We start from the raw sequence: 13,057 nt of genomic DNA on the forward strand, positions 1-13,057 counted from the left end.
AATCTTGCATCTTGAAGCAACAGTTACTAGTTGAGACACTGAGATTAGTATAATATATTGAAAAGTTATCGCGTCACAATAAGAGTAATTAAACAAGCGATCGCTTTTTATTGAGACTTATTTTTGACAAACCAACCCACCCCAATTAATCCAAGGGCGATCGATCCAGCTATGGTATTTGCTTCAGGAATTACTAAGCTTTCCAAAGCTTGATTGGCGATCAATTCATGTACTCTAGTGGTAGGATGAGTACTATCCCAAAATAAATATTGCTCAGGATTATCACAAGGAATAAAATTTAGGTCTAAACATCCCTCTGTCACATTAGTTAACCCAAATTGTGCAGGGTTAGTAATAATATTATTAAGTAAAGTATTGACATCAACTTGAATAATATTAACATCAACAGGTAAAGACGAAAACAAACTAGATAACCCCTGATTATGAGACCTAGTTAAATTATTTAAACAATCCGCATCAAATTGATTATTAACTGGACAATTACCATCTAAAGAAGCATTAGTTAAGGGAACTTCTCCTAAATTTGGTAAATTAAGAATCATGATTTCCTTAGCACCAAGTCCCACTAAAGTATTAACAGCATTTTCTATATTCCTTAAGGGAATAGTATCTGTACTATAGGGAGAAAAGCCAATACTATTTGTTGGTAAATAATCATTGGCACCCATCCAAATCGTATAAAGTGCTGTAGGATCAGCAGTAGGATTATTAAGGGCAAAATTAGCAATTTGTTGTTGTAAACCTAATAACGGTAGTCCTGGTAATGTTGTATCAAGGGTATTTTCTGATCCCGTAGTAGCACCTCCAAACGCCAAATCAATTAGCGGAATATTTAAACGTTGTGCTAATAATTCTCCCCAAATCGGTCCATTAGAAAATCGTCCTTCAGCGTAGGGAGGAGAGGGAGGAAAAGTCTGATTCCCTCCTGTTGCTTCTGATACTAATTGGTTAATATTACCTCTGTCTGATAAACTATCCCCAAATCCATAAATACTTGAAAAAGTAGCCGCTATTGCAGAGGAAGGTAAGAAAATACCTAAACTGAGAAGAGAAGGGATTAAATAGTTTTTTTTCATTTTTAATAGTTATTCTCAACTGAATATATCACATTGCCCATAAAATGGTAGGTAACAATAGCAAAATGAACTTTAAATAATTAAACACGGGAAAAGTCTTCCCCGTGCTGTACAAATATCCTTTAAATCATCCTATTGGAGAGGATGAAATAGTAAATCAGGAAAAAAACGATTGAACTCAATCAAAAGACCTGCGGTAAAAACTAAGAGTGCAGTAATCAAAACCGGTGCAGTTGAAAAAAAAGCGGTTAAATCTTTCATAGAAACGATCTCTCAATCCTTATTAACAGTTGATCCAAAACTTAGCGAGGAGAAATGGGTATTTCATTATCAGGAGCAGTTAGTTCACCTGATGTTAACTCTTTTAGTGCAGCCAAGGGCCAAGCAAAACCTGTGAGCATTTTACCGATAGCTAAAGGTACATCAATGATGATTTCTTTTTCTTCGGAATTTTTATCAGCTCGAACTGTGATTAAATAAGCACGACCTACCCAACCGATCCAACCTGCGATATACAGGAAGAGAACGCTAGGAATGAGAAAGTCTCCTGCGTGGTTAAAACGACCATCAACGATAAGATGGGGTAATCCTTCAGGACCACAAAGAGCTTGAGCGTAGCGTTCGGCGCGTTTACGTCCAGACTCAGGATCAGCGGTCGTGTTACGGAAGGATTGAGCGCGCTGTTGATAAGCGGGGGACTCACTACAGGGAACTAATCCTGCTACTGAATCATCAGCAGAAGCTGAGGGAGCAAAATTAAAGCAAAGCAATAAAGCTAGAACTAAAGCGAAAAATCGTCTCATAGATTTTGTTTCCTTTTGTTACAATTGGTTAAGGGTTTTTTACAAAAGAAACGAGCAAGTTAACACAAACATCATTGACTAAATGCGCCTGAGTTGGTTATCCTGACTCAGGTTTCCCAATCAGTATAGGAGTGTTAAAGTAGTAAACACACACTTAACCTCATGGAGATTAAATTATCACGCAATGGCAACGATTTTAGCAGTAGAAACGAGTTGTGATGAAACTGCGGTAGCAATTGTAAAAAATCGTTATATTTGCAGTAACGTAGTAGCGTCACAAATTTCTTTACACGGGAGTTATGGAGGGGTAGTCCCAGAAATAGCCTCTCGTCAACATTTAGTCACGATTAATGCTCTCTTGGCTAAAGCTTTAGCCGATGCTGAGTTAAATTGGCATGACATAGACGCGATCGCCGCTACCTGTGCTCCAGGTTTAGTAGGTGCTTTACTCGTAGGCTTAAGTACAGCTAAAACCTTAGCGATCGTCCGAGATAAACCCTTTTTAGGCGTACACCATCTCGAAGGTCATATTTACGCAAGCTATCTCAGTGAACCAGAATTACAGCCCCCCTTTTTGTGTCTATTAGTTTCAGGGGGACATACTAGCTTAATTTTGGTTAAAGATTGTGGAGAATATGAAAGTTTAGGAACAACCAGAGACGACGCAGCGGGAGAAGCTTTTGATAAAGTAGCCAGATTATTAGCCCTAGGCTACCCAGGAGGACCAGTAATCGATCGCTTAGCTAAAACAGGTAACCCAGCCGCTTTTTCTCTCCCTGAAGGGAAAATCTCTCTACCTGGTGGGGGATATCATCCCTATGACTGCAGTTTTAGTGGTTTAAAAACCGCTGTCATGCGACTAGTCAATCAATTACGTCAAGATCATCCCGACAATCTCCCTGTGGCTGATTTAGCCGCTAGTTTTCAAGCCACAGTAGCCCGTAGCCTCACTCACAAGGCGATCGCCTGTGCTTTAGACTATGGGATTAAAAATATCGCTATTGGAGGTGGAGTCGCCGCTAACAGCGGTTTGAGAGCACATTTAACAGAAGCTGCAAGCAAACACGACTTAAGGGTATATTTTCCCCCACTGCAATTCTGTACAGACAACGCAGCGATGATCGCTTGTGCAGCGGCTGACCATTTTGACAGGGGACATCGTTCTTCTTTGAATTTAGGGGTACAATCTCGTTTAGCGGTTACTGAGGTCATGAAATTGTATAATAGTTAAACTAAAAAAATAGTTAATGTTATCTAATATGACAGATATAGAAAAACTAGCCCGTTTAATGGCAGCAGATTTTAGTAATCAGCAACAAGCTTACGACAATCCTCCCTTTTTTGCTCATATTAGAGTCTGTATGCGTCCTTTACCCACTGAAACTTGGGGAGAAACTAGCTTATTTTTAGAACAAGCTTATGATTTTCTCCTCAACTCCCCCTATCGTTTGCGAGTACTTAAATTCAAACAAGTAGATAACGGGATCGAATTAGAAAATTACAAAGTTAAAGCAGAAGAGCAGTTTTTTGGAGCATCTCGTAACCTAGAATTATTAAAAACCCTTACACCAGAACACCTAGAAAAACTGCCTGGTTGCGATATGGATGTAGAGTGGACAGGTAGTGGTTTCCAAGGTAAAATTAAACCAGGAAAAGCCTGTATAGTAGAACGTAAAGGGAAAAAAACCTATCTAGATAACAGCTTTGAAATTGACGAACACAAACTGATTAGCTTCGATCGCGGTTTTGATCCTGACACAGATGAAATGGTCTGGGGTTCGATCGCCGGACCATTCCATTTCACTAGAATTACTAGTTTTGCTGATGAAGTTCAAGTTAATTCCCTGCAGGGATAATTTTTTTTGGGCTAGCAATCCCACGCTGACCTAATGGTATAGCGTGTGGTAGTTTACTGATCTTGGTTAAAAAAAACCCTTATTGGGTGCGGATTTTAGAATTTAGATGAGCTTACCCTGGCTGTAATATGGTAAACACCACCGTTTTTTAGAGAATATTGACCATGCTATTCTTAATCCTCTATTTCTTCTTCAGGACTTTCAGGAACATTCTGGTCTAAATCCAATTCTTCCCCTGGGCCAGGCGCTTCTCGCCATTCCGGTTGATTTGAGCGCTCAATGTTTAACTCTCCCTCTAATTTTTCTTCTTCAATTTGCCTTTCTTGTTCCAACTGTTCTGTTTCTTGAGGAGTTAACTCGGGTGGTTGTTGTTGATTGTTACTATCAACTTGAGATAATACATAATTACTACTTAAATTAATAATATTAAGAAAAGTAGTCATCAGAATCACACTAGTAATTTGGTTTATTTTATTGATCATAATTTATGAAGAATTAAATTTACATAAGGGCAAATCCTTCAGGAGAAAAGCCCAAAGGCATTCGGAAGCCATTCTAACCATTTTTTGTACTGCTATAAGGGGTAGCTGCTAAAAACTGGAAAGGCTCAGCTACCTCAAATTTGGCGGCGGTGTTACCTGCAAATAATTCACCATTAGTTAAAGTTAGCTTTTTCACAGGGTTTCCCGCTGTAAAGTCTAAATCATCTAAATTTACCCAAAATACATTAGGACTGCGGGTTGATTCAAAATAATAACGTCTATTTTTGTGATCAGCTACTGTGCGCCAAATAGTCGAGGAAATATTAGGCTGTCCTGGAGTAGAAATCCCTCGGGGTACAGAAGCATTGCGAATCACCGAAAAAGCCGCGGCGATCGCTTCTTGGTTATCACTGGTTTGGGTTACTGCATTAATATAGAAAGAAGCACGTACAAAGCGATCAGCTGCTCGATTAGTCCCCGGTAACATGGTAGTACCACCAATACTCTGCCAATAGGTATTAAGTGCTAGTTGATGCTCATAGATTGGTGAATTGGTCATTACTTGATATTCACGGCTATGATGAATATTTAGCTTACCTTCCACATACTCAAGAATTGCTGAGTCTCCTGTAGCATCAGAAAGAGATAAGTGTACTGTACCAGGTTTCCCTTCTGGACTCGTGGTTGGAATTACGTAAAAAGGCTCTGTTTTTAATTCGGTTACTGCTTCTGCTACAGTAGCAAAATTATCCAGAAAATATTGTACCCATACAGAAATTGACATAGGTTTACGGGTATCATTAGGCAGTGGAGTAGGATATACTGATTCAGTTAAATAAAGCATATTTACTACTAAACCTTTTTCATTGATTCCATCTACTGTTCCGTTTTCAAAAACCGAGGAAATAACACTACCATATCTAGAGGTCCACTCTAAAGAATTAACTCCTGCTGCACCATTACGCTTCATCCCTCTAGGAAAAGCCCAGAGGTTGGTTTCCATCTCAGTTAACCAGTCCATGCTGCGTACTGTAATTATAGTATCTTCTGATCCTAAATAAACAGCCCTGGTACAAGCATTAGCTGGTTTCCCCAAAAATATAACAACTATACAGCATAGTATGACACTAATGATTATTGTCGCCATTGTCTCTACTCATTCTCCTAATTACTCATAGCAATAATACCACCATCTAGAACCCGATTCTTTAAGTCGATCTCCTGAGACTATATTGAAAACAAAGTAATCTAAACCATAAAGCAGGGAAACGCTTTTCTAACCAGACACGAGATTGTTTTAACCAAGGAGTAAAGCTACCGCCTAGTAGCCAATTTTTGCCTGCGTCTAGGGTAAATAACAGATAAGATAATAACCAACGCCATAAATCCCGAAAACCCGCCATCTCAACAATCCACCACAATAAGATCGGGTTCTGTTGTGCAGCTTTTAAGGCTAAACGAGTAAATGTCCACCAATCGGTTCTATCTTTAATAAAGGTATCAGCGACTTGAGGGGGTTCATCAGCGAGTAAACCAAAGAAAGTATTTAACATCGCGTTAATTCTTGCAGGTGGTAAGCTTTTACCCGTAGGAACCATCATACCTTTAGAGAATAGCCAGGTTACCGCAACGTTACTCTGATAAGCTCTAATTAAGTCTAAATCCTTAGCACTGAGAAAGTCATGATTTAAGGCGGTATCTAGTAAAACCGTTAAACGACCCAAATTACGTACCAATGAACCAAAACCAGTAAAAATTAACGGCGATTGTAGAGAAGCAGAATCACCAATCAATACCAGTCTATCAAAAGCAACCCGACGCTCTTGACTACTGACGCTAAAATGTCCAGGTATATAACCAAAAGTCGGCTTTTTCCAGACCAACTTATCTAAATCACAACGTTTATACTCTGGTAAAATATTAAAGAAATCCTCGTACATCTCTAATAAAGAACCAGGATTATCTTTATGTACTTGGTGGTAATGGAATAAATAAATAGTTAAATCCTTACCTTCACCAGGGAATAACTCCCAAATCAATTGACGTCCTCGGGAAATATCCCCATGGGAATTAAGTACATCACCATAATTACTATCCCAGACTTGGGGTTCAAAACCACTCTCAATTACTGCACCTACCGTAGGACAAACACTATCAAAAGTGCGATCGCCGTTTAATTGCCAAGCGATCGGCGAAGCACTTCCCATCGCATCAACTAAAACTCTTCCTGTGGCTTTTTTAGTTTCTTTTGTGCCTAAATTTACTAATTCTACCAAAACCTGTTCTGAACTAGTATAAGCTTTAACAAACTCGGTTTCATCCCAAATTGTCCCTCCTGCAGCTATTAACTTTTCTCCACAAAGTTTCAGTAATTTTTCTGCATCTAGGGCTAAATTTAAAACCGTTGGTGTATGTAAAACTTTCGCTTTTAAATGGGGGGGATTATTAGCATCAAAAAACTTATTAAAACCATCTTTATATTCTCTAGCGATGAGACTTTCTACCTCTTCACTAGTCAATAAATTCAAGTCAATTAAACATTTAATTTCATCTCGGGAGATATTCCATTCTCGATTCATTTTACCAAAGGGCAACCTTTCTACCAACAGTACTCGATAACCCTTGCGCGCCATGACTGCAGCATGAATCGAACCTAGCGCACCTCCTAGGTAAATTAAATCATATTCAGGATTAGAATTAGTCTCAGCAGCATTAGCAAAAATTACCTGTTTTGGTTGAGTAGGGTTTTCTACTTGTTCTCTCCAGCGTTTCTCCCACCAATATACCCGATTCAGATAAAATTCTCCCCTAGGCATTTTTTGGAAATATTTAACCGTTTCGGGATAATAAGGTGCTAAAGCGTCAAAAATTGACTTTTGGGCTAAATCAATTACAGGTAATTGGGGACTTTGATAGGGGAATTTTGCTCTAATTTCTTGTGTTAATTGTTTAATAACTGAACCTTCATTAGGTAATTTTTGTTGAGCATACCTAAACACCTTAAGATAGGTAGTCCGTTGCAATGACCAAACAAAGATAGATAGAACAGAGTTACTCTCTACACTAGCTGCGGATAATTCTACCAGAACTCCTGCACTGGTAGCTTTTTTTAAACCCTTAAGGGGTTGCCAAGTTTTTTGTAACCAGTTAATTACTTTTTCAGGATCTGGTGTGGGAATTTCTATATATAGTAGTTGTTTCATCTTAATTCAGTTTATAACTGTGGATTGCCAAAACTAACATTATCTGTGGTCATAGGTAAATAAGTTCGAGGTTTTGTGGGCAACTCTACACCTACTCTTAAACCACCAAAAGAGGTCAGTCTTTGGGGTAGAATCACTCCAGGACGATAATTACTATAGACTTGAACTGGTAATTCTACTGTGGGTTTTTGTGGTAAATTGACAGCAAACCGTACCCCTCCAAAATTATCTATTTCCTCAGATAACAAATCTGGTACTAACTCTTGATGGTGATAATTGACTACAGGATCTAACCCCCTATTGCTCATAATCCTGTCAATGTCTATTAACACTACTGAAGAATCTATGGGGGTAGCAGGAGAGAATCCATCAAATCGTAATCTTTGTAGAGATTGCCAAATACTCCCCCAGATATTTTGACTGTGATTAACCACATTAGCTTGTCGAGAGATTATGGTTAAACTATCATCCTCAGTTGTCTTTAAATGCAAGACAGACTCGTCTTCTGGATTATTACCGTTGAACAAGTTTAATTCAGGTAATCCCAGAGATTGATCCTCTTGCTGGGTTACTGAACTATCTGATTCTACTATAGTAGCTGCATTGAGAGTAGATTTGCTCAATAAAGCTAAAGATAAATAAAATAATCCTACTAGGGTGATTTTAGCTGTTAACTGCATAATCTCGGTAAATACTGATGTTTAAAATTTTAATAGTACCTATTATAGAGCAATGCTCTGTTTTCTAGAGTCAAATCCTCTCTAGCTAATCTAGTTAATTTTCTTTAAAACCTATTGGAATATCTTAGCAAAACTAAGTAAAATAAATCGCATATTTACCTTAATCTAGGATGTTATATGGTTAGCTTATTAAATAATCTGTTTAGTAAAAAAAGCCAAGGAATAGGCATAGAAATTGCTGCAGACAAGGTCAACGTTGTCCAAATTGTCAAAAAAGGGAATCAAAATAAAGTCGGAAAATATATTAGTAAAGAAATTCCCGAAGGCTTATTTCAAGAAGGAAAGATTACTGATTCTCCCGGACTAGCAGAATTAATCGAAGATCTACTCAGAGAGGCGAAAATTAAAGCCAAAAAAGTAGCCTGTGCCGTACCAATGCGAGAAGCGATTATCAGAATTATCCCCATACCGGCTGAATTAAGCCTCGAAGAAACTAGAGATTTAATTCTTAACCACGAAGCTGCACTATATTTACCCTATCCCCGAGAAGAGGTTGATTTAGATTATATACCTCTGATGAAATTTGTGGATGATGATGGAATCGAAAAAATTAGGGTGTTATTGGTAGCAACCAGAACAGAAGTAACTGATGTCTATCGAGATACATTTAAACAAGCAGGTTTACAGTTAGAAGTCTTAGAAATTAACAGTTTTTCCTTAATTCGGACGATTAGAGAGCAATTAAGGCAATTTGTCGAACAAGAAGCCGCGGTATTAGTAGATATCGAATTTGACAATACGGAAATAGCGATTATTGTCGAAGGAGTACCCCAATTTTCCCGAACTGTTCCCATAGGGATATATCAACTACATACAGCTTTAGCTCAAGCGATGAATCTACCGGTAACTAGAGACATATCATTGTTACAGGATATAACGATACCCAATACGCCTGCAGATACCCAGGGAACAGGAGCAACCCATATTAACCCAGGGATGGCGTCTTTATTAAGGGTATTAGGAGAACTCACCGAAGAATTAAGACGTTCGATTAGTTTCTATACCAATCAAGCTAACGATGTAGAAATAGCGCAAATTTTATTAACCGGACCAGGAAGCGCGATCGGTCAAATCGACGAATTTTTTACCACTAAACTGAGTTTACCCACAACCCCCATTGACCCCATTGTAGCATTATCATTACAAATGGATCAAGAGGTAAACTCTATAGAAAAAGCAGGATTAGCAACAGTCCTCGGTTTAGGATTAAGGATGAGTGAAAAAAATGTATAATCTAGATATCAATTTCCTCAAAGATCGCGCTCTCCAAGCAGAAATAGCCAAGGGTACTCTCAGTAAAAAAACCCAAGGAGAAGAACAAAGTAAAGTACCCCTATACGCAGGGGGAGCTGTTTTACTAGCACTACCTTTACTCGCATTAGGTTTTCTATTTGTAACTAACCAACAAAAAGAGGAGATAGCCACAGAGATCAGAAGAATAGACGGTGAAATAGAGAAGTTAGAAGCGCAAAATAGCCAACTAGCTAGTTTAGAAACCCAATTAACACAAGCTAGAGAGAATAGACAAGCTCTAGTCAGTGTATTTAACCAAATCAAGCCCATATCGGTAATTTTACAAGATATCAGCGATCAAGCTCCCGAAGGAATTCAAATTAACACAATCCAAACTAGCCCAGGAGAAACTACAACAGGAATACCACCAGTAGTAATCAGAATAACAGGGATTGCTAGTTCTTTTAACAAAGTGAATGATTTTCTGTTAACCTTACAACGTTCAGACTTTCTCCATAGAAACGAGACAAATATTATCGCAACCCAAGAGATAGACAATCCCAATCCCTTAGAAACCCTAGAGGGGGAAAATCAGAATAATCTCAATGTAGAATTACCACCAGTGGTGCAATTTACCATTGAGACTCAAATCAATGATGTACCAGCTTCAGAATTACTAACTCAATTGGATAGAAAAGGAGCAAGAGGTTTAGTCACCCGCATCAACACTCTTAAAGAAAAAGGAGCGATCGACTGATGAATAGTACTGGTGAATTTAAAACAGTTGAAGGTACAGAAGGTCAAGAGAGTACCAAGAAACCCCAGATGTTTGGCATTACGATGACACCTTTAGTAGGAGGTATTTTACTAGGTTTAGTAGGCTTAGGAGCATTTTGGTATGTTTGGAGTAGCATGGTGAGTCCCGCTATGGAAAATAAACAAGAATTAGAAACAGATAAACGACAAAAAGAAGGTCAACTTAGACAGTTAAAATCAGGAGAAGTAGAGAGAAGAATCGGAGAAACTCAAGCAGAATTAGACAGAGAATTGCAATTAGAACCTCAAGTTTTTGCCATGTTTAGTGATGAAAACTCTCTAGATACAATGTTAATAGATTTAAACAGTTCTATTGAAGCAAATCAAGCTAAACTGGTTACCTTTCAACCCGAGGGAGAAGGATCTGTCTTGATTACAGATGGTTCTCTAGGAGAGTTAGTCAATAACCGTCTCAAACGTCAAACTAATAATGTAACCATAGTGGGAACTTTTGAGCAAACTCAAGCAGTAATTCAAGACATCGAAAGGTTGCAACCATTACTGTTAATCAAAGACTTCCAAACTCAAGTCAGCGAAAGTCCTACCTATGTTTATAGACAAGGACAAATTTCTGTCCAAGGAGAGACTATCTTGACGACAACGTTTAAAATAGACGCTATCTTACCAGAAGATCCAGCTAATTTAGCTCAACCAGAGACAGAAGCAGAAGCAGAAGCAGCAAACTAACAAAGATAACTTAAACAATTTTTGAGGAGTGAACAATGGTAACAAGATCTAGTAACCTAGCCATATTAACAGGAACAGTAGCAATGTTGGTGAACACTCTACCCATCAATGCTGCTCATTTTCACCAGGAAATAGAAGAATCTCAGCCTAATGAGATGATTATTGCCCAAGATGTGTTAGTCCCTAATCCTACGATTATCATCGAGCAAAATCAGTCTCATCATGAGAATATGGGCTCACAACAACCACCCTTACCTCAATCCATTCCCCTGACACCACCAGCTCCACCACCTTTAGCACCTAGAGCGGTAGCACCTCCTGTAGGAGATATCGCAGTCTCCAATATGGACGCTTCCTTAGATAGAATTGATTTGGGTACTAATATTACCGTACCTCGTTTAGTGCTGCGAGATGCTCCCGTAGAAGAGGTACTTAAGTTATTAGCCCGCAATGCAGGATTAAACGTAATTTTTACCGATAGTCCTGCTACCGAAGGAACACAAATTAATCCCACTATTTCTTTAGATCTAGAAAATCAGTCTATCGAAGATGTATTTAACTCGGTGTTAATGATTTCAGGATTGCAAGCTAATCGCCGTGGTAATACTATTTTTATCGGTGCAGCTTTACCCGATGGTGCGCGCAATTTAATCAGCCGAACTCTACGACTCAATCAGGTTGATGTCCAGAGTGCCTCACTCTATTTAGCTAGTCAGGGTGCAGAAGTACAACGGGTAGTTGTTCCTCTTGAAAGGGTATCAGGTCAAAATGGCTTAATTACTGAAACAGAAGGAGCCTCAACCTTGCAAACCTTGACAGCACAAAAAGCGGAAGGATCAACAGCAGCTTTACTATTGACAGGTTTAAAAGTAACAGGAGACGATCGCCTTAACTCCATTAACTTGATTGGTGAGCCTCGTCAGGTAGAAATGGCGACAGCTTTTCTGATGCAGCTGGATGCACGTCGTCGTCAAGTCTCAGTTAACGTCAAAATAGTAGATATTAACCTCAATAATATCCAAGATTTTAATAGTAGTTTCTCTTTTGGTTTCGATGATGGTTTCTTTGTCCAAGATGGAGGAACAGCGATTCTCAACTTTGGGGGGACAAACCCTCCTAGCGCTGGGCAAACTCGAGATAGTACCTTTTATCCTACCATTGTTCCCTTTGCTGATACAGCACCAGGAGCAACACAAGCTGGTATATTCTTTGATAGACAAAACGCCACATTTGGTGATGTATCCCCAGGTTTTAATGATTTCACGGGAGGTCGTGTTCCCTACGCCCGTCCAGGTTTTGGCACGCGGAATAATCCTTTTCAACCTGGTCTTTCTGATATAGAGATTGATGATGATGGCAAAATAGAATACACTTATGAGTTACCTGGTTTATATCAATTCCCCAATCGCTTTCTGTTGACTCTAGAAGCTCAGGTACAAAGTGGTAATGCGAAAATACTCACAGACCCTACCCTGGTTGTACAAGAAGCTCAAGATGCTCGTGTTGAGTTAACTCAAGGAGTTGTTACAGGCATTGAAACAGAAGTAGATCCTCTTAGTGGTGTCAGAACTACAACACCAACTATTCAAGATGCAGGGTTAACCTTAGGGATACGGGTAGAAAGGATAGACGATAACGGTTTTATTAGCTTAGTGGTTAATCCTGAAATAAGTTCACCAGGAGGAACACAAAGCTTTAATAGTGGAGCAGGAGCAGTTAACCAGATTACTCTGTTAAATACAAGAAAACTTTCTTCTGGTTCGATACGTCTGCGGGATGGTCAGACCTTAATTCTTTCAGGTATTATTGAAGATGCAGAAAGAAGTACAGTCAGTAAAGTACCCATTCTCGGTGATCTACCTGTTTTAGGAGCTTTATTCAGAAGAACTAACTCTACCAACGATCGTCGGGAAGTGATCATCATGTTAACACCAAAAATCATGGATGAAGACGCGGGTTATGGTTTTAACTATCGACCTGGTAATGATGCACGACAAATGCTACAAGACCGCGGTTTTTCTATCCCTGGTGCACAACCACTACCGTAATAGGGAATAGTTTGTAGGGTGTGGGGAGATGGGGAGACTCACAAGTGTAGGTTTTTTACAGAAAAGTTATCATGAGGTAAGACAAGGGAGAC

General features: G+C 39.0%; 13 protein-coding genes. 6 read left to right on the forward strand and 7 right to left on the reverse strand.

The features are described 5' to 3' along the window. Window positions 1–107 precede the first annotated feature (107 nt). The 3 genes from EA365_02495 to EA365_02505 all read right to left on the reverse strand — a co-directional run bounded on the left by EA365_02495 (window position 108) and on the right by EA365_02505 (window position 1,900). A complete protein-coding gene (locus EA365_02495) occupies window positions 108–1,097 on the reverse strand; it encodes a G-D-S-L family lipolytic protein (protein ID TVQ48036.1) in 990 nt (329 codons plus the stop codon). A gap of 132 nt (window positions 1,098–1,229) precedes the next feature. Next, window positions 1,230–1,358, reverse strand: coding sequence for a photosystem I reaction center subunit IX (locus tag EA365_02500; GenBank protein TVQ48037.1), 129 nt, complete (start codon window positions 1,356–1,358; stop codon window positions 1,230–1,232). A gap of 41 nt (window positions 1,359–1,399) precedes the next feature. Beyond that, window positions 1,400–1,900, reverse strand: coding sequence for a Photosystem I reaction center subunit III (locus tag EA365_02505; GenBank protein TVQ48038.1), 501 nt, complete (start codon window positions 1,898–1,900; stop codon window positions 1,400–1,402). A 184-nt stretch (window positions 1,901–2,084) separates the two neighbouring features. On the opposite strand from EA365_02505, the gene tsaD reads away from it, so the two are divergent. After that, window positions 2,085–3,131, forward strand: a complete 1,047-nt coding sequence (tsaD, locus tag EA365_02510; protein ID TVQ48039.1) for a tRNA (adenosine(37)-N6)-threonylcarbamoyltransferase complex transferase subunit TsaD — start codon at window positions 2,085–2,087, stop codon at window positions 3,129–3,131. A 16-nt stretch (window positions 3,132–3,147) separates the two neighbouring features. Beyond that, complete coding sequence (locus EA365_02515) at window positions 3,148–3,756, forward strand: chorismate-binding protein (protein TVQ48040.1); 609 nt, start codon at window positions 3,148–3,150, stop codon at window positions 3,754–3,756. A 173-nt stretch (window positions 3,757–3,929) separates the two neighbouring features. Here EA365_02515 and EA365_02520 read toward each other — a convergent pair whose 3' ends face one another. The 4 genes from EA365_02520 to EA365_02535 all read right to left on the reverse strand — a co-directional run bounded on the left by EA365_02520 (window position 3,930) and on the right by EA365_02535 (window position 8,121). Next, window positions 3,930–4,238 (reverse strand): hypothetical protein, encoded by a 309-nt coding sequence (locus EA365_02520; GenBank protein TVQ48041.1) that lies wholly within the window; start codon window positions 4,236–4,238, stop codon window positions 3,930–3,932. 73 nt (window positions 4,239–4,311) lie between these two features. Further along, complete coding sequence (locus EA365_02525; protein TVQ48042.1) at window positions 4,312–5,385, reverse strand: linear amide C-N hydrolase; 1,074 nt, start codon at window positions 5,383–5,385, stop codon at window positions 4,312–4,314. A gap of 61 nt (window positions 5,386–5,446) precedes the next feature. Next, window positions 5,447–7,441 (reverse strand): flavin-dependent dehydrogenase, encoded by a 1,995-nt coding sequence (locus EA365_02530; GenBank protein TVQ48043.1) that lies wholly within the window; start codon window positions 7,439–7,441, stop codon window positions 5,447–5,449. An 11-nt stretch (window positions 7,442–7,452) separates the two neighbouring features. Beyond that, window positions 7,453–8,121, reverse strand: coding sequence for a hypothetical protein (locus EA365_02535; protein ID TVQ48044.1), 669 nt, complete (start codon window positions 8,119–8,121; stop codon window positions 7,453–7,455). A gap of 177 nt (window positions 8,122–8,298) precedes the next feature. Between EA365_02535 and pilM the strand changes: the two genes are divergently transcribed. The 4 genes from pilM to EA365_02555 are packed head-to-tail and all read left to right on the forward strand — an operon-like array spanning window position 8,299 to window position 12,965. Then, the gene (gene pilM / locus EA365_02540; protein ID TVQ48045.1) at window positions 8,299–9,414 is read left to right on the forward strand and encodes a type IV pilus assembly protein PilM; all 1,116 of its coding nucleotides are present in this window, start codon (window positions 8,299–8,301) and stop codon (window positions 9,412–9,414) included. After that, a complete protein-coding gene (locus EA365_02545; protein TVQ48046.1) occupies window positions 9,407–10,171 on the forward strand; it encodes a hypothetical protein in 765 nt (254 codons plus the stop codon). Before pilM ends, EA365_02545 begins: the two co-directional genes overlap by 8 nt. After that, the gene (locus EA365_02550; GenBank protein ID TVQ48047.1) at window positions 10,171–10,917 is read left to right on the forward strand and encodes a type II and III secretion system protein; all 747 of its coding nucleotides are present in this window, start codon (window positions 10,171–10,173) and stop codon (window positions 10,915–10,917) included. Before EA365_02545 ends, EA365_02550 begins: the two co-directional genes overlap by 1 nt. Window positions 10,918–10,952: 35 nt before the next feature. Continuing rightward, window positions 10,953–12,965 carry a pilus assembly protein gene (locus tag EA365_02555; GenBank protein ID TVQ48048.1) on the forward strand — a complete coding sequence of 671 codons (2,013 nt, stop codon included), beginning with the start codon at window positions 10,953–10,955 and terminating at the stop codon, window positions 12,963–12,965. Window positions 12,966–13,057 lie beyond the last annotated feature (92 nt).

This window comes from Gloeocapsa sp. DLM2.Bin57, from assembly GCA_007693955.1.
Taxonomy (GTDB): domain Bacteria; phylum Cyanobacteriota; class Cyanobacteriia; order Cyanobacteriales; family Gloeocapsaceae; genus Gloeocapsa.

Bases quoted from the DNA above. Each gene is read 5' to 3' on its own strand.
- EA365_02545 (TVQ48046.1), top strand. From the start codon at position 9,407: ATGTATAATCTAGATATCAATTTCCTCAAAGATCGCGCTCTCCAAGCA.
- EA365_02520 (TVQ48041.1), bottom strand. From the start codon at position 4,238: ATGATCAATAAAATAAACCAAATTACTAGTGTGATTCTGATGACTACT.
- EA365_02530 (TVQ48043.1), bottom strand. From the start codon at position 7,441: ATGAAACAACTACTATATATAGAAATTCCCACACCAGATCCTGAAAAA.
- EA365_02525 (TVQ48042.1), bottom strand. From the start codon at position 5,385: ATGGCGACAATAATCATTAGTGTCATACTATGCTGTATAGTTGTTATA.
- EA365_02505 (TVQ48038.1), bottom strand. From the start codon at position 1,900: ATGAGACGATTTTTCGCTTTAGTTCTAGCTTTATTGCTTTGCTTTAAT.
- tsaD (TVQ48039.1), top strand. From the start codon at position 2,085: ATGGCAACGATTTTAGCAGTAGAAACGAGTTGTGATGAAACTGCGGTA.
- EA365_02555 (TVQ48048.1), top strand. From the start codon at position 10,953: ATGGTAACAAGATCTAGTAACCTAGCCATATTAACAGGAACAGTAGCA.
- EA365_02515 (TVQ48040.1), top strand. From the start codon at position 3,148: ATGTTATCTAATATGACAGATATAGAAAAACTAGCCCGTTTAATGGCA.
- EA365_02495 (TVQ48036.1), bottom strand. From the start codon at position 1,097: ATGAAAAAAAACTATTTAATCCCTTCTCTTCTCAGTTTAGGTATTTTC.
- pilM (TVQ48045.1), top strand. From the start codon at position 8,299: ATGGTTAGCTTATTAAATAATCTGTTTAGTAAAAAAAGCCAAGGAATA.
- EA365_02500 (TVQ48037.1), bottom strand. From the start codon at position 1,358: ATGAAAGATTTAACCGCTTTTTTTTCAACTGCACCGGTTTTGATTACT.
- EA365_02550 (TVQ48047.1), top strand. From the start codon at position 10,171: ATGAATAGTACTGGTGAATTTAAAACAGTTGAAGGTACAGAAGGTCAA.
- EA365_02535 (TVQ48044.1), bottom strand. From the start codon at position 8,121: ATGCAGTTAACAGCTAAAATCACCCTAGTAGGATTATTTTATTTATCT.